Here is a 17,289-nt window from a genome sequence, read left to right as displayed (position 1 = left end):
TTTACTAAGCATTTAAGTAAAAATCAACGTGACTGTATAGTTACCTATTAAGTATAGTCCACTAAAGAGGTCATATTCAACATGAAGTTTACGTTTACCATCAATTTCTGTGGAAAAATCTAATAAGTTAGTCACGCTCACTAAATCCATCTGCCTTCCCTGAACTAGATAACGACATTTTTCCTTTTCGCCCGGGACAAAGCGCATGAAAGAATAATTTTGCTTATCAACACCACGTTTGATAATTAATTCATTATCTTTCAAAAGCATTTTGACAGGGATTTCCTCATCTTCTAAATAAGAGATTCGAATAATACCATTTTCTTCAGTAATTTCACCAGGCATTTCTTTATCAAAACTCTCTTGTTCATCTTCTTGAGTAATTGTGCTAGTTAATGTAATTTGAGTATTAGCCATTCTTTATATCACCTGCCTTAAAGCATTTTACCAGCGATTTTGTTATAATTTATTTAACTAATATATATTTTACGCGAATTTTAAGAAAAATTAACTAATTAAGCTTAAGGAAGTTTATTATGCCAAAATTTCAAAGTGAAAAATTAAAACAAGAAGTCGTCCTTCGCGACCCAGTCCATGGATATATTCATATTGAAGATAAAGTTATTCTAGATATTTTAAAATCAAAAGAATTCCAACGAATGCGCCGAATTAAACAATTAGGTCCAATTAGCTATGTTTTTCCTGGAGCTACTCATACTAGATTTGAACATAATTTAGGAGTTTATGAATTAACTCGCAGAATCTGTAATATTTTTAGTAAAAATTATCCTACTCAAACTCCCGGCGATGGTCTTTGGGATGATAATAATCGCTTATTAGTAGAATGTGCCGCAATTTTGCATGATATTGGTCATGGACCATATTCACATACTTTTGAGCATTTATTTGGAACCAATCATGAAAAAATTGGTCAAAAAATTATCACTGATCCTAATACCGAAATTAATAAGGCTCTTAAACAAGTTACACCAAACTTCCCTGAACTCGTGGCTAGTGTCATCGACAAAACCTACCCTGATGCACAAGTTGTAAAAATGATTTCTAGTCAAGCAGATGCTGACAGAATGGACTATTTACAACGAGATGCTTATTATACCGGCGCTAATTATGGTCAATTTGACATTTCTCGCGTTTTACGAGTAATTCGTCCTTATAAAGACGGAATTTGCTTCAATAATAATGGTATGCATGCTGTTGAAGACTATATCGTATCACGATATCAAATGTATCAACAAGTATATTTTCACCGAGTTGGTCGTTCAATGGAAGTAATTTTGCATCATTTATTAGAGCGTGCTAAAGTTGTTTATCAAGAAGGCCACTTAAATGTAACTCCAAGTTTAGCCAAGTTTTTAGATGGAGATTGGACTTTAGATGATTATTTAAAACTTAATGACGGAGTTATGGAAACCAATTTTTCCATGTGGATGGACTCTTCAGATCCTATCTTAGCTGATCTTTCTAAACGATATTTATTTAGAAAGCCGCTTGCTAGCGTTAAAATCAACGAAGAAACTAAAAACTTATTACCTAAACTCAAGAACCTTATCAAGGAAGCCGGCTTTGATCCAACTTACTATACTGATACAAACTCTGCCTTTGATGAACCTTACGATGCATATAAGCCTACTGGTAAAAATGCTAACAGTCAAATTGAAATCATGCAAATGGATGGCTCGCTAATTGAATTATCACAATTAAGTCCATTAGTACGAGCTCTCAATGGTACATTTCAAGGGGATGAACGTTTCTTTTTCCCAAAAGTTATGCTTTCAAAGAGTGAAGAACCACAGATTTTTGACCCATTATATGAGCAATTTCAAAAATACATAAATAATGGTGCCTTACACTATATTAGAAAACCACACAAAAATAATAAAGACTAAATTCTTGCTTGTATTCGCTTTCTGCGCTAAGTTGAAAGTAAAGGATGGCGAGAATTATGAGAATTACAAAATTAATTGTTGGCATTTTAATGATTGTCTTCGGGATTTGGCTATTTGTTCAAGCTATTACCAGTGGATTCTTAGGTTTATCTAATTATAAAAATGTCGCTGGCGGAGTAATTGGGATTTTGCTTTCAATGTTGTTCTTAGCTGGAGGAATTATTTATATTTCTACTGAAAGAATTACTAGTCTAGGTGGCGATATTGCTTGTCTTGTCTTAATGATTATTGCAGGAGTACTTGGCTTTGCTGGTGGTCTTTACAATGCATTATTACTTGATGGTATAATTGCTTTAATTATTGGCTTTGGATTCTTCATTTGGCACATTGCTTTAAGAAATGCGTAAACTAAAAAAATAAGAGTCTGGAAAATTCCAGACTCTTTATTTTCGTAAAATTTAACTATGCACGTTCTTCTTCTTGGTAACGTGTATTGAATAATGGACTCAATGGTTCGTGATCTTGAATCATCTTGATTGCATCCCCCATAAGTGGTCCAACAGAAACTAAAAGCATCTTGTCTATATTTAATCTTATATTATTTTTCATCGAATATTTTTTCCTTCAAAAAATTAAAGTAGGTTTGCCTATTTACAATTACAGAAACTTGACTTTGCATACCATACCTTAAATATGCTTTTTCACTTTTACTGGGTGAGATAGATGAAACCACTAAATAAGCTTCTTTATCATTTACTTCTTTTGGATAAATTGCAACACTTTCAATTTTTCCATTAATAATAATATTTTCACCATATCTATTTCGTATTTGAAATTTAATTTTTTGATTCCTTTTTAAATAGGATACTTCGTCATTAGGAGCATATGATACTATTTCTAAGTTCTTTTGATTATCAAGATTTGGGAATAATATTACTTTATTTTGAGCAAGATGTACTTCACTTTTTTGATTCAATTTCTTCTTTTTTCCTGAAGTTAGGATAACATTACTACCTATATTAAGACACTGTCCCTCATGATAATTTACAGTATTTTTTATATTTAAGGAACTAGTTGGTTCTATTATACCTACTAGTTTTATAGTCTTTTCACGAACTGCAAAAATAGAACCAATAAGAATGAATACTACTAGTAAAAAAACAGGCAAAATTATCATCGTTGAAAAATTTTTGAATTTATAAGAATAAAATTTACTACTTTCCAAATTTTTATAGTCCATAATGCGCCACCTTTTAGCTATTAATTAAATCATAGTAATATCCTCTTTGCACCATTAAATCATTATGGCTCCCCTCTTCAACTATTTTTCCATCATCTAGTACTAAAATATCATTCGCCTTTTTAGCCACAGATAATCTATGAGCAATAAAAATGATAGTTTTATCTTTCAAACTCATTAAATTATTTACAACTTTTTTCTCCGTAATAGAATCTAATCCACTAGTAGATTCATCAAAAATAATAACACTAGCCGGCGATAATAGAGCTCTAGCAATTGTTATTCTTTGCTTTTGTCCTCCAGAAAGAATCTTTGCATTTTCATCTAACTCTGTATCAAACTTCAATGGTAAGTTTTCAATCTCCTTTTCAATTTCAGCTAATTGACATGCTTTAATTATATCTGCTTCAGTAGTATTTGGAGCGCTTCCTAATAAAAGATTATCTTCTATACTGCCTGAAAAAGTGTATGGCGTTTGAGGAACATATGTAATATATGATCTAAGTATATGCTTATCTATTGCAGTAGTAGGTATACCATTAATAGTTACTGTACCTCCACTTGGGTCAAAAAAACTTACTAGAAGCTTAACCATGGTTGACTTACCTGAACCACTCATACCAACTATAACTTGCTTTTCTCCTTTATGTATTTTCAAATTAATATTTTGTAAGATATACTTTCCATAATCATATTTGAAATTAACGTTTTTATATTCTATATCGCCATCTATTTGACTTACTTTTTTAACATTAGTTTTCTTTTTCTTAAACTCACCATTAACAAGATAAACTTCATTTAAACGGTTTTGAGCTACATTTGCGGACTGTAATACAGGTTGTAAATTAATTATATTTTGAAGTGGACTAATAAAGTACGCTAGTAATGCATTATAAGTCATTAGTTCACCAATAGTCATTTGATTATGCATTACTATCCATGATCCAATCCACAAAATTACAACATTTAATGACATTTCAATAAATGATTTTAATGCTTCTTGAAGTGCCTCAGTTTTACTATATTTAAAGGATTTTTTTAAAAAATCAACAAATTGGTTATCAATTCTTGTATAACGTACTTGCTCACTATTTAGTGCTTTAATTGTTTCTATACCTTGAATATCTTCAATAATTGAAGAACTTAATATAGCATTACTTTCCATCTGGTCATTATTTAAATGATTAAACGATTTAGTAAATCCTAAAATTACAATTAAATATAGGGGGAGAGAAGCTATAGTGATTAAAAATAAAGTAGTACTTTGAATAGCAAGCACTATTCCCATCAAGATAACTATTGTTAAATCTAGAAACAAAGAAATCACTGTAGTAGCTAAAGCATCAATGACTTTACTGGCATCAGAAAATCTTGATGTAATTTCCCCTGTTCTTCTAGTAGCAAAAAATTCCATTGGTAATTCAAAAATATGTCTAATATACTTTAGATTCAAATCAATGGAAAGTCTTTGCCCTAACACATTTAGTAAAAACTGTTCTCCATATGAAAAGATAGAATTAAATACATATGCAATTAATAATCCAATTGCAATTACTGATAAAGTAAAATAAGTACCATCAGGAATATATGTATCAATGATTCCTTGTAGAAAATACGAACTACAGATACCAATTATTGTTATCAATAAAGAAGCCAATACAATATTTCTTACAATTTTCTTTTGTTTTAGCATATATGGAAATAATGACAAAAAACTATTTTTCTTTTCTTTAACTGGTATAAATTCAGTATTTGGAGCCATTAAAAGTGCTATTCCTGTCCATTGCTTTTCAAATTTTTTACGAGATATTTTTTTAATACCTATATCCGGATCTGGATCCGCAATAATTATATATTTATTTGTGCTTCCTAAAACAACATAGTAATGAAGTAAATCATCATCTTTAATAACATGAACAATAAAAGGATACTGTAAATCCTTTATATTAAATAAAGACATGTCTGCCTTAATTGCCTGAACATTAAAGTTAAACTGCTCAGCTGTTTTTACTAAGCCTAATGCAGTAGTACCTTCCATATTTGTCTTAGCCAAATGTCGCAAATGAGCAATCGATACTCGTGCATGGTAATGCTTTAATATCATAGCCACGCAAGCTACACCGCAATCTGATTCGTCAACTTGAGGAACATATTCCCATTTATATTTTAAAAACATAAAATCATCTTCTATATAATCCTATTAAAATAAAAAAGGTCTTTGAATTTTACTTCAAAGGCCATTATATTAACAACTTACTCTCGCTTTTTTTTGCTCTTTAGTTTTCTTAATTGCAGATATATCTTTATTTCAACAATTAATAGTGCAATTACCAATGCGAAATCTATTGCATTATAATATATATTTGCAGGCTTAATTAAGAAAATTAACATACATATTAAAATTAAACATATGCATGAAAGAACTTTATAAATTATTCTTTGATTTTCCATTTTATAGCCTCAACAGTTGTTTTTATTTTTTATTACTTTTAGCAGCGAAGCATAAACCTGCAATTCCTACTCCAATACTTGCTACAGTACCCACTATACTTGCAACTTTACCAGTAACCCATCCATCATGATATGCTCTACTATGGTGATGACGACGACCACCCACAATTTTTTCTAAGTTATCGTCTTTTACAGATTCAAATTTCTTTAATTCTGATTCTTTCATATTAATTACTTCCCTTCTTCTTATTTGGAATAACCATCCATCCATGCAAAAATCCATTTAAAAACTCACCAATGTCTTTCTGCCAACTACTTGTGCGTCTCCTTCCACCTGAGACTCTTTCCAATTCCTCATCTGAAACTTGTTCAAATTTTTTCTCTTTCATAACTAACCTCCTTATTCAACGATATTTATCTTTTCATCCATATTATAATTCTTTTGTATCTGCTTTCAAAGTATATAAAAATTTATTTGAATAGTTTTTTAATAAATTAAAATTTTTATATTAAGTTCACTATAATATTTTTCAACTATAATACGGCACACTAATACTATCCATCTAAAAATTTCAACTTTAAATATACACAAAAAAATAGTAGTAAGATATGAAATCTTACTACTATTACTTATTATTTTTAACTATGCACGTTCTTCTTCTTGGTAACGTGTATTGAATAATGGACTCAATGGTTCGTGATCTTGAATCATCTTGATTGCATCCCCCATAAGTGGTCCAACAGAAACTAAAAGCATCTTGTCGAGCTTCTTTTCAGCTGGTTGGTTGATTGAATCAGTCAAAACCAAGTTCTTAATTGGAGAATCATTAAGACGTTTAATGGCAGGACCTGATAATACTGCATGAGTAGCTGAAGCATAAACTTCAGTAGCACCAGCATCAATTAAAGCTTGAGCAGCTAAAGTAATAGTACCAGCAGTATCAATCATATCGTCAATGATAATTGCACGCTTGCCTTTAACATCACCAATGATGTTCATAACTTCAGCTACATTAGCCTTAGGACGACGCTTATCAACAATAGCAATATTAGTGCCTAAGAATTCAGCCAATTTTCTAGCACGAGTAACACCACCGTGGTCTGGTGAAACAACTACGGCATCTTTTTCCAAATCATTCTTCAAGAAGTAATCTGCAAGAAGTGGAGCACCCATTAAGTTATCTACTGGAATATCAAAGAATCCTTGAATTTGTGGTGCGTGCAAGTCAAGTGAAAGAACACGATCAGCACCAGCTGTTTGAAGCATATCTGCAACAAGCTTAGCTGTGATTGGTTCACGAGCGCGAGTCTTGCGGTCTTGACGAGCATAGCCATAGTATGGCATTACAATGTTAATTGTACGAGCACTAGCACGACGTACAGCATCAATCATAATAAGTAATTCCATTAAATTGTCATTTACTGGATCACTAGTTGATTGAATCAAATAAACATCCTTACCACGCACAGATTCATCAATATTAATTTGAATTTCACCGTCGCTGAAGCGTTCAACACTAGACTTAGAGAGTGGAACACCAACACGGTCGGCAATCTTTTGTGCGAGTGGCACATTTGAATTAAGGGCAAAAATCATCAAATCGTCTTTGTAAGACATAGTTTCCTCCGTAAAATTTATAACTACTATACTATTTTAGCAGACATCAAACGAAATGGAACGAATATTCAATCAATATTCACTTATATTTTAGCATCTTATGTCTTACTTTAATAAGAAAGCGGTTTCTAGTACAATAGATATGTAGTACTTACTCACTGTTTTTTAGAGAGAAGATACAAATAATGAAAAAAATAATAAATGATCCAAAAAATATTGTTTCAGAAATGGTTGATGGAATGGTTCGGGCTTATCCGCAATACATTGAAAAAGTTAAGAACGCCGAAGCGGTTGTTAGAAGTAACAAGGACTCAATGAAAGGAAAAGTTGGTCTTGTTAGCGGCGGCGGTAGCGGTCATGAACCAGCACATGCCGGTTATGTTGGAAAAGGAATGCTTAGTGCAGCTGTTTGCGGGCAAATTTTCACTTCTCCAACTCCTGACCAAGCTTATGCAGCAATTAAGGCTTGTAATCAGGGAAAAGGAGTCTTACTTGTAGTAAAAAATTATTCTGGGGATGTTATGAATTTTGACATGGCAAAAGATTTAGCTTCCATGGATGACATCGAAGTTAAAACCATCATAGTTGACGACGATATTGCTGTTGAAAATAGCACCTATACTCAAGGTAGACGCGGAGTTGCTGGGACAATTCTTGTTCATAAAGTTTTAGGAGCAGCTGCTCAAGAAGGAATGGACTTAGATAAACTACAAAAGTTAGGTCAAGATATTTTGCCTAATATTAAAACTATTGCTGTTGCTCTGAAAGCTGCCACAAATCCAGAAACTGGTAAGCCTGGTTTTGTATTAAAGGATGACGAAATTGAATATGGTGTAGGTATCCATAGTGAACCAGGATATCGCCGTGAAAAAATCAAGCCATCTAAAGACTTAGCCAAAGAACTACTTGAAAAACTTGATGATGAAATGAACCTATCAGGCGATAAAAAATACGCCATGATGATTAATGGCTTGGGTGCAACACCGTTAATGGAACAGTTTATTTTTACTCATGATGTACTTAATGAACTAGAAGAATTTGGTGTTAAACCTGCATTTACCAAAGTTGGCAATTACATGACTTCAATTGATATGGCTGGTATTTCAATCACTTTATTTGAAATCAAAGATGATAAGTGGCTTGATTACTTAAACTATCCTGTAGAAACAATTGGCTGGTAAAGGACAAATAATATGACATTAACTGTAGAAACTTTAACTAACTGGATGAATAATTTCGCACAAAAAGTGCATGAAAATAAAGATTACTTGAGTGATTTGGATACCCCGATTGGGGACAGTGACCATGGTTTTAATATGGATCGAGGGATGCAGGCGGTAGCCAAGAGCCTCACTCCTGCTCCTGATAATATTCAAAACGGTCTTAAGAAAATTGCTATGGCTCTTATTTCCACAGTTGGCGGAGCATCTGGTCCATTATATGGGACAGCTTTTCTTGAAATGGCAAAAAAGAGCGCAGAAACTAATGATTTAAATGAATTATTGCAAGCTGCCTTATCAGGAATAAAAAAACGCGGTGGCGCTCAAAAAGGCGACAAGACAATGGTGGACGTTTGGGAAGAATTAATTCCTGAAGTTAAAAACAATACCTTAACTGAAGATTCCATTAATAACGCAGTTGAATCAACTAAAGATATGATTGCCAAAAAAGGACGTGCAAGTTACTTAGGAGAACGTTCAAAAGGTCATATTGACCCCGGTGCACAATCAAGTGGCTACCTCTTTAGTGCAATGCTTGAAACGGAGGGATTATTATGAGTTTAGGAATTGTACTTGTTTCTCATGTTCCAGAAATTCCCCAAGGACTTAAAAAGCTCCTCGATCAAGTAGCAAGCGACGTAACCATTACTACTGCTGGTGGAACAAATGACGGTGAAATTGGCACAAGCATGGAAAAAATTATGAAAGCCTTTGATGAAAATGATGCCGATGAACTATTAGCTTTTTATGATTTGGGCAGTGCTAAAATGAATCTAGAAATGGCTATGGAGATGTCTAATAAGAAAGTTCACCTTTACGATGTAGCCTTTATCGAAGGTGCATATACTGCAGCAAGCCTTATTCAGGCGGATGCAGATTTGGATTATGTCGAAAAACAATTGAAACCATTAAAAATCAAATAATTATCAATGCATACAAAAATCGCTCCTCACATGAGAAGCGATTTTTTCTTTAGCTATTTTATTCAAAGTTTGCAACTTTAACATATCTCTTATTCGTCTTAGTTGCTCCTTCAACACGATAATATCTCTTGCCATTCTTAAACTTGTAAGAACCGCCATAAGTTGTAATCTTGGTTCCTTTCTTCAATACCTTACGATCTGCACGGCGAGTACTTGTTGCGTAAATATATGCATTATGCTTGAGAGTACGTTCAGTGCCGTCAATATTTGAAGCTTTGAGGTAGTCTGGTCTATCAGCAACTTTATAGTACTTTTCACCTCTAATAATAACTGGTTCTTCATTTACTTGAACTTTCGTGTAAGCTGCTAACTTTCTAAATTTCGAACCACCGCCTGCATCATATACCAAAGCTTTATGCATAATGGTCTTAGTAACTACCTTAGGTACTTTTTGATTCAAAGTTAAATACTTCATTTCGATATAGTATGAACTTTTATCAACATCTGCTTGGGATTTTTGTGAAAATTGAATATATGAAGTTCCGTTTAGAATCATGGATTTACTTCCAATATAAAGTTCTGTTCCATTACTAATAGTTGCTCCAGCTGGAAGCATGTTATTATTACTCTTATTGTATGAATAATAATGAATATAGGTAGCATTGTCACCATAGACTCTATATTTACCTTCTGGCTTAACTACTACAGTATATGTTGCTTTTGTTGTTTTACCTTGTCTATTAGTAGCACTTAAAGTTACTTTATAGTGAGAATTTGATTTTGAAGTATCAACTTCATTTCCATCACCACTTACTTTTACACTAGTATTATTATCGCTTGATTCACTAGCAGTGAAAGTATATCTTGTTCCATCACTACTTACAAAATTAGTGGGAGCAAACTTAGAATTTGGAGCAACTTCAAAAGTTTGATCTTGAACTACGTTATTTACTTCTACACCGTTTTGAGTATAATGCACACTAATTAGTGGAGAATCAGTTCTCTCAATTGGATGAAACGGAATGGAGATGGATGACTTACCTAACTTTTCAATCGGATCTGTTCCTTCTAAAGTAACATTAAAATCTTTATTAGGAATAGTAACTTCACCTTGTGAATCATTTTTGGTAACAGAAATTCCCAAACTAGTTAATTGATTATACAATTCAGAAGTAGTAGTAGTCATCTTTTGGTCTTTATTTCCAGGATGAAATGGAGCTAAAGCTTTAGCTTTATCAAGTAAAGCTTGTAAAGTAATTTTACCTGTATATATTTCTACGCCGTTGCCGTTGTTAAATTGACCAGCATATCTTTGACCATTATAAGTAAAGTAACTTGTTCTATCTGCTTCACTTACATATGTAGCTGCTAAAGCTTTAGATGGTGATTTTAATGCTACTGGTGTCACTACAGGTGCAACAGTAAGTAAAGTAGCTGCTGCTATACCTATAATTTTAATTTTATTTTTCATATACTTTTCCTTTCGAAAAAAATATAATTAATGACGTTTCATCATTAATTATACTTTATTTTTACATTGCTGTATCCAAAAACGCATCCCTCACCAGGATGCGTTTTCTTAATCTTTATCTTATATTTAGTTTACACTTGCTGCAGTTTGAGGAGTTGCAGTAGCGTAATCAGTTACAGGCTTAGTTGAAACATAACCAGTTGCACTTGTAACTTCTATATTAGAATTACCAGAGAACTTAACTGAACTTGTTGGAACACCTTCTGCATTAGCAACAACTTGAATAATTTGTTCTTGTTCGCTCGCTGACAAGTTGTTCAAATCAGTTACTTGAACCTTTCTACCGTTTAATTGACCTTGGGCAGCAACTAAAGCATTAAGATTAGTATTAACTTCTGCCATATTAGCATTTACAGATTCATTAATATCCTTTGCCGCTTGCAATGCCTTATCAAAGTTTTGCTTTGAAGTTGGAGAAGCTAAAGTATAAGCAGCTTCCTTCTTAACAGCTTCTGCAGCATTAATTGCAGCTACTAATCCTTGCTTAGTTTCGGTAGTTGCTGGAGTTGCCAAGTTCTTAGCTTCTTCTTGAGTATTTGAAATAGCTAAAGTTGAATCCTTAACATCAACTACATCAGCCTTTACATAACTGTCTTTTGCACTAGCTACTTGGTAGAACAATTCTGCCTTATTTTCTGCCTTTACCCAAATGTAAAGAAGTTTATTTACACGAGCTTGGTGACCTTGTCCAAAATAAGTATTTGGCTTTACTACACCATTAGAATTGTAAAGTGATGCACCAGTCTTCCAAGTTGCAATTGTAGTACCTAAAGTTGCGTCTGCATCTGCATTTGGCTTAGCAGGATCTTCGTCAGCTGGAATAAGAGCATCTCCACTTGAAACAACTGCATTAACTGCCTTAATGAACTGATTATGACCAATTTGGTAGTACCATACGTCATTAATCTTTCTAGCGCCGTCTCCTACAGTTTGATATTCAAGACCTTTGAACAAAAGACCTGTGTTTGCTACACGCTTACCATTTTCATCATAAATGTAAGCATTCTTAATCAACTTAACGTAAGTATTCTTTACGTTTTCATCATCGCCTTGTTGATCATCTACATCAGGTTTTACATTAGCAGCTTTTACAAATTGACCTTTGCCTAAATTGTAATATTCTTTACCCTTGATTGTTTTAGTTCCAGTGTACTTAATAGTAGCACCTTTTTTCAAAGTTTTAGCTGACTTAATACGCTTACCATTTTTATCATAAACATAAGCATTATGAGTTAAAGTACCAGTTGGTGTATTATCATCAATAATATCATCAGCATTTACATTGCCAACTTTAATATACTGACCCTTACCTAAATCTAAGTACTTCTTGTTCTTAATGGTTACTGTTGAAATATATTCAACACTTGAGCCCTTCTTCAAAGTACCTGCTGACTTAATACGTTTACCGTTTTTATCATAAACGTAGGCATTTTTAATCAATTGAATTGAATTAGTATCAGCTTTTTTTGAAGTAGCTGTTTTATCTGAACTTGTCTTTTTAGTAGTGGTAGTTTTCTTTGAAGTAGTAGAAGTCTTGGTTGAAGAAGTAGTGTACTTTTTACCATTTACTGTAGCAACATTACCAGCTTTAATGTAATTGCCGTTACCAATATCAAAGTAAACAGTACCATTAATAGTAGTTGTGCCATAAGTTTGAATAGTTGAACCTTTACCAATTGACTTCCAAACTTTACCCTCGTATTTATAGTTAGTGTTACGCTTACCATTTTTATCATAAATGTAAGCATTAGAGCCAAGCTTAGTCTCATCTCCACTCTTAGTAGTCTTACTATTAGAGTTAGTGGTCTTCTTAGTTGCAGCTTGTGCCACATTTGAACTTACAACTGGAGCAACAATAGGGCTGACACCCATTAATGCTGCAGCTGATACCATTATTAACTTGCGACTTAACTTCATAAAATTTTCAACCTCATAATATCTAATTATTCTAAATTACACTTCATTTCCCATAATGGGTACATTAACTACATTATAACGCAAAAAAAGAAGACGGTTCAATTTTGATACCATCTTCTTATAAAAATGTAAATAATTTGTAACTACTTAGCAGTCTTAAAGTCTGATGCTAATACGTAGTAGTGGTTAGGTTGCAAAGCGTAGTAAGTCTTACCATTGATCTTCTTGGTGCCTAAACCGTTAACAGTTACACCCTTACCAATGATAGTGTATTTCTTTGAACCCATGTAAGTCTTAACTTTCTTACCATCTTTATCAACAACTGGAGTCTTCTTTGTTGCAGTAATCTTTACAGGTTTAATAGTTGCTTTCTTAGTTGACTTCTTTGTTGTAGTTGCCTTCTTTGAATCTGCTTTTGATTCTGATTTCTTGTCTGACTTAGTAGTCTTCTTTGCAGTTTCTTTCTTTGAAGCAGTCTTTGATTCTGACTTTTTGTCTGACTTAGTGGTCTTCTTTGCAGTTTCTTTCTTTGAAGCAGTCTTTGATTCTGATTTCTTGTCTGACTTAGTGGTCTTCTTTGCAGTTGCCTTCTTTGAATCTGCTTTTGATTCTGACTTCTTGTCTGACTTAGTAGTCTTCTTTGTTGCAGTCTTAGTAGACTTCTTTGAGGAAGATTCAGTTTGAACTACTTTCTTGCCATCTGTAGTAAGAGTTACAGTAGTTGAACCAGTCTTGTATTCAACTTTACCCTTAGTGTTTACTGCTGGAATCCAATACTTAAGATCAGTTTGAATGCTGTAGTAAGTTTCACCATTGATTTCTTTAACATCCCAAATGATGTATTCGCCACCCTTAGGTGCTTTCTTTGAGGTTTTCTTACCATTTTCATTTACAAAGTTTTGGCTCTTAGTAACAGTAACCTTACTGTTCTTACCATAAGTCTTATGAACTGTGCTTGAAGACTTCTTAGTTGCAGCTTGAGCAACACTTGAGTTAACTACTGGTGCAGCAAGTGGACTAACTGCCATCAATGCCGCAGCTGATACCATAACTAATTTACGACTTAATTTCATAATTTCTCTACCTCATCTGAAAATTATATTTATACCCATATATTGTAATGCCTAAGCCTTAATTTGTGAAATAAATATAATCCAAATTTACTATTTCTTAGAATTTTCTTCCAGATTCTTATACTTGATCCAACCATAATTAGTAATATAAAACTTTTTGTTAGCTACTTCTCGAATAGCATAAGCCTTAACTTTTTTACCCTTTTTAATCAAAGTCACGTTTCCTTTTTTGTTTAAGTCAAGCTGTCCATCATTATCATAAACATAAGAATTATGCTTGACTGTCATTTCTTTAATTATAGGATGAGAATTATCAATCGAATATGATAGGTCTCCTTTTTTATCTGTTGTTAAATTCATAATAGAAAACTCGTTTTCTTGATACTGCACAGTTCCCCGAACATCATCAGATTTTAACCACAGATTATTTTTAGTTTTATAAAAAGTATCTTTGTCTATAGTTCGAATTTGATAGATAGTATAGCTTTTATTCTTTTTGGCAACTTTCTTTTCTTTTTTACCTTCGCTATTATAAAAATTAGTCTTATGATTTAAAGTCACTCTGCTATTCTTTACTATTGTATTAAGTAATTGATTAGGCTCTTCTTCATCCAACACCATTTTGCTTTTTTTAGTATTTGTAGTAGTTGTTTTAGTTTTTGCAAGTTCTACTTTAACAGTCGAAGTACTATTTTGAGTAGTTTTTGCTGCAAAAACTGGATCACTTACATTAATCAAACTAACTGCTGTTAATATACCAATCACTTTCTTATTCAGTCTCATAAGATTACTTCTTTCTTAAACTATTATCTATTTAGCTCTCATCAGTTTAATTATAATTCCAAACAAAAAAGCAGTCATATAAGACCACTTCGTTTATTATTTATTATTAACAGATCCAACATTTGCACCATTAATATAGACACCATCACCTAAATAATAGTAAGTAGTACCATTAATCTTCTTAGTACCGTAGTAATTAAGAAGGGTAGTTTTTCTAATATAGGTATAACCTAAATCTGTTCGACGCTTACCATTTTCATCATATGGAATAGCATTTCTCTTAAGCTTTAAAGTATTATCATCAGGTTGCCAATCATCGGAGCGACCAACCTTCTTTGTAGATTTAGAAGTTGTTGACTTGGTTGCAGGTTTAATCACCTCACTAGAATGAGGCATTACAGTTCCATTTTGAACATTACCTGCTTTAACATAGCGACCATCACCAATATTATAATAAAGCTTGCCCTTAATTTTCTTAGTGCCGTTATTTACAAGAACTGCACCTTTTGCTATATACACTTTCCCTTGACGCTTACCTTTTGAAGAATAAATATAAGCATTGCGCTTAAGTGTAATAGTACTACTTGATGGGTGAGGAGCAACAGTTCCTGCTTCAGTATTTTCATTAGTTGAAATCGTATAAGTTGCACCATTTTTAATGTATGTTACTCTGCCTTTAGTTACTGAAGATAAGAGCCAGTAATCTGCACTTTTTTCTACATTGTAATAAGTTTTATTACCACTTGTCTTAATATCCCAAACAGTGTAAGAGCCACCTTTTTCGGCAACAATTGGTAACTCCTTGCCATTTTTATCAACGAAATGGGCACTCTTAATAGTCACTACAGAACTTGCTTTGCTATCAGTTTTATAGCTAGCTGCTAGTGCAGATTGACTTAAACTTCCAACCGCAATTGGACTTACAGCAAATAAAGCTGCTGCTGACACCATCATTATCTTACGACTTATTTTCATGTTCTCTACCTCATGTTAAATCTATAATCTCCACTTAATGTGAATGCAAAATGTGGTCTTAATATTAAATTGTCAAATACTCTGTTGTTTTTCTCTGTTATATTTTCTTAGAAAGTACTCAGTCCTTTCTAAATATGTTTGTTATTTTTATTTAAATCCATTATAGTTCTAACTCGTTAAAAATACTATAGTTAAGGTAAAAAATAAGTCTACAAATTCAAAAAGTATGAATTTATAGACTTATTTTTTGTTATTTAATTGTTTTTTATTCCCATTCTTTATCTTTTGATAATGGAAGTTTATGCCAATAATCTGGCTTGTTAACTTGACGGCCACGAGCAATTGCCATGTCATATCTGTCAACATCTTTTGTAATAGTTGAATCTGCTGCAATAAAGGCATGGTCAGCAATATTAACTGGAGCAATCAAAGTAGCACCGGCACCAATAAATGAGTGATCTCCAACATTAGTATGGAACTTCTTAACTCCATCATAATTTGAGAAAATTGTCCCACAACCAACATTGATATCTTTACCCAATGTTGCATCCCCCACATAAGTTAGGTGACCAACTTTAGAATCTACGCCAATTTCAGCCTTCTTAATTTCAACGAAGTTACCAATATGTGCACCTTCTCTAATAAGAGCTTTTGGACGAAGATGAGACATTGGACCAATATCAGTATTATCTTCCATTACAGAATCTTCAATAGTTGATGAAGTGACAGTCACATGATTGCCAATTTTTGAATCAATAATTCTAGATCCACTAGTAATTACAGTTTCACTGCCAATTTCAGTATTACCCTTAATAACAACATTACCTTCAATAACTGTATCGTTACCGATTTTTACATCACTATCAATGTGTGCTGTATCTGGATCAATGAATGAAACACCATTTCTCATATGTTCTTCGTTAATCCGCTTTTGCATAATCTTTGTAGCTTGAGCTAAAGCAACACGGTCATTTACTCCAAGGCTTTCACTAAAGTCAGGCATTGTGTAGGCACCTACTTTATCACCGTTTTTACGCAAAATTTCTAATACATCAGTTAAATAGTATTCTCCTTGTGCATTATTGTTAGTAACATGCTTTAAAGCTTCAAAAAGCTTCTTATTATCAAAGCAAAAGACACCAGTATTAATTTCTTTAACTTTTAATTCTTCATTATTGCCATCTTTTTGTTCAACAATACGAAGAACATTTCCATCTTCATCGCGAATAATTCGACCATAGCCAAATGGATTAGGAGCTTCTGCAGTTAAAACTGTAGCAGCATTGCCTTTTTCTTGATGATAGTCAAACAAACTCTTAAAAGTTTCTGTAGTAAATAATGGTGTATCTCCAGTTACTACTAAAGTTTCGCCGTCTTCATTTGCTAAAAGTTCAGCTGCTGTTTTTACAGCATCTCCAGTACCTAGTTGTTCTTTTTGAAAAGCAAATTTAGATTTACCTTCTAAAACTTTTTCTACATCTTCAGCACCAGTTCCAACAATTGTTACAATCTCTTCAGGATCAACCCCTGAAGCAGCATCTACAACATGTTCTACCATGGTCTTTCCGCAAACCTTATGCAAAACCTTGTAGAGCTTTGATTTCATACGAGTACCCTTACCAGCAGCAAGAACAACTACAAATTTTTTCAT

17 protein-coding genes and 1 pseudogene are annotated in these 17,289 nt (G+C 33.0%); 5 read left to right on the top strand and 13 right to left on the bottom strand.

The features are described from left to right. Nucleotides 1–12 precede the first annotated feature (12 nt). Nucleotides 13–417 (bottom strand): DUF1934 domain-containing protein, encoded by a 405-nt coding sequence (locus FOD82_RS01465; RefSeq protein WP_144354741.1) that lies wholly within the window; start codon nt 415–417, stop codon nt 13–15. Nucleotides 418–536: 119 nt separating this feature from the next. On the opposite strand from FOD82_RS01465, the gene FOD82_RS01460 reads away from it, so the two are divergent. Together FOD82_RS01460 and FOD82_RS01455 are read left to right on the top strand one after the other, a co-directional pair. Next, nucleotides 537–1,907, top strand: a complete 1,371-nt coding sequence (locus tag FOD82_RS01460; protein WP_144354740.1) for an HD domain-containing protein — start codon at nt 537–539, stop codon at nt 1,905–1,907. A gap of 56 nt (nt 1,908–1,963) precedes the next feature. After that, entirely contained in the window at nt 1,964–2,314 is a 351-nt protein-coding gene (locus FOD82_RS01455; RefSeq protein WP_144354739.1) for a hypothetical protein, read from the top strand. 55 nt (nt 2,315–2,369) lie between these two features. On the opposite strand, the pseudogene FOD82_RS01450 reads toward FOD82_RS01455, so the two are convergent. The 6 genes and pseudogenes from FOD82_RS01450 to FOD82_RS01425 form a co-directional block, all read right to left on the bottom strand. Beyond that, nucleotides 2,370–2,492: pseudogene (locus FOD82_RS01450) on the bottom strand (ribose-phosphate pyrophosphokinase); the annotation flags it as partial. Between the two features lie 13 nt (nt 2,493–2,505). After that, entirely contained in the window at nt 2,506–3,147 is a 642-nt protein-coding gene (locus FOD82_RS01445; protein WP_144354738.1) for an ABC transporter permease, read from the bottom strand. Between the two features lie 13 nt (nt 3,148–3,160). Then, a complete protein-coding gene (locus FOD82_RS01440; RefSeq protein ID WP_144354737.1) occupies nt 3,161–5,323 on the bottom strand; it encodes a peptide cleavage/export ABC transporter in 2,163 nt (720 codons plus the stop codon). 297 nt (nt 5,324–5,620) lie between these two features. After that, complete coding sequence (locus FOD82_RS01435) at nt 5,621–5,824, bottom strand: hypothetical protein (RefSeq protein ID WP_144354736.1); 204 nt, start codon at nt 5,822–5,824, stop codon at nt 5,621–5,623. 1 nt (nt 5,825) lies between these two features. Continuing rightward, entirely contained in the window at nt 5,826–5,987 is a 162-nt protein-coding gene (locus FOD82_RS01430; protein ID WP_144354735.1) for a bacteriocin, read from the bottom strand. Between the two features lie 254 nt (nt 5,988–6,241). Next, nucleotides 6,242–7,216: a ribose-phosphate diphosphokinase gene (locus FOD82_RS01425; protein ID WP_144354734.1), complete on the bottom strand. Its 975-nt coding sequence runs from the start codon at nt 7,214–7,216 to the stop codon at nt 6,242–6,244. Between the two features lie 185 nt (nt 7,217–7,401). Here FOD82_RS01425 and dhaK point away from each other — a divergent pair, with 185 nt between their 5' ends. The 3 genes from dhaK to dhaM are packed head-to-tail and all read left to right on the top strand — an operon-like array spanning nt 7,402 to nt 9,359. Then, nucleotides 7,402–8,397: a dihydroxyacetone kinase subunit DhaK gene (dhaK, locus tag FOD82_RS01420; protein ID WP_144354733.1), complete on the top strand. Its 996-nt coding sequence runs from the start codon at nt 7,402–7,404 to the stop codon at nt 8,395–8,397. 12 nt (nt 8,398–8,409) lie between these two features. Continuing rightward, nucleotides 8,410–8,994 (top strand): dihydroxyacetone kinase subunit DhaL, encoded by a 585-nt coding sequence (gene dhaL / locus FOD82_RS01415; RefSeq protein ID WP_144354732.1) that lies wholly within the window; start codon nt 8,410–8,412, stop codon nt 8,992–8,994. Further along, nucleotides 8,991–9,359 (top strand): dihydroxyacetone kinase phosphoryl donor subunit DhaM, encoded by a 369-nt coding sequence (gene dhaM / locus FOD82_RS01410; RefSeq protein WP_144354731.1) that lies wholly within the window; start codon nt 8,991–8,993, stop codon nt 9,357–9,359. The genes dhaL and dhaM overlap by 4 nt, the downstream gene beginning before the upstream one ends. 58 nt (nt 9,360–9,417) lie before the next feature. Here the strand turns inward: dhaM and FOD82_RS01405 are convergent, their stop codons facing one another. The 6 genes from FOD82_RS01405 to glmU form a co-directional block, all read right to left on the bottom strand. Beyond that, nucleotides 9,418–10,830 (bottom strand): SLAP domain-containing protein, encoded by a 1,413-nt coding sequence (locus FOD82_RS01405; RefSeq protein ID WP_144354730.1) that lies wholly within the window; start codon nt 10,828–10,830, stop codon nt 9,418–9,420. 126 nt (nt 10,831–10,956) lie between these two features. Beyond that, nucleotides 10,957–12,807 carry an SLAP domain-containing protein gene (locus FOD82_RS01400; RefSeq protein ID WP_144354729.1) on the bottom strand — a complete coding sequence of 617 codons (1,851 nt, stop codon included), beginning with the start codon at nt 12,805–12,807 and terminating at the stop codon, nt 10,957–10,959. A 143-nt stretch (nt 12,808–12,950) separates the two neighbouring features. Further along, the gene (locus tag FOD82_RS01395; protein ID WP_144354728.1) at nt 12,951–13,880 is read right to left on the bottom strand and encodes an SLAP domain-containing protein; all 930 of its coding nucleotides are present in this window, start codon (nt 13,878–13,880) and stop codon (nt 12,951–12,953) included. A gap of 90 nt (nt 13,881–13,970) precedes the next feature. Then, a complete protein-coding gene (locus tag FOD82_RS01390) occupies nt 13,971–14,663 on the bottom strand; it encodes an SLAP domain-containing protein (protein WP_144354727.1) in 693 nt (230 codons plus the stop codon). A gap of 96 nt (nt 14,664–14,759) precedes the next feature. Next, nucleotides 14,760–15,638 carry an SLAP domain-containing protein gene (locus tag FOD82_RS01385; protein WP_144354726.1) on the bottom strand — a complete coding sequence of 293 codons (879 nt, stop codon included), beginning with the start codon at nt 15,636–15,638 and terminating at the stop codon, nt 14,760–14,762. 265 nt (nt 15,639–15,903) lie between these two features. After that, complete coding sequence (glmU, locus tag FOD82_RS01380) at nt 15,904–17,289, bottom strand: bifunctional UDP-N-acetylglucosamine diphosphorylase/glucosamine-1-phosphate N-acetyltransferase GlmU (protein ID WP_144354725.1); 1,386 nt, start codon at nt 17,287–17,289, stop codon at nt 15,904–15,906.

The organism is Lactobacillus sp. LL6 (genome assembly GCF_007570935.1).
Lineage (GTDB): Bacteria > Bacillota > Bacilli > Lactobacillales > Lactobacillaceae > Lactobacillus.
Note: the sequence above shows the minus strand (reverse complement) of the source record. Positions and strands in the feature narration are given on the sequence as shown.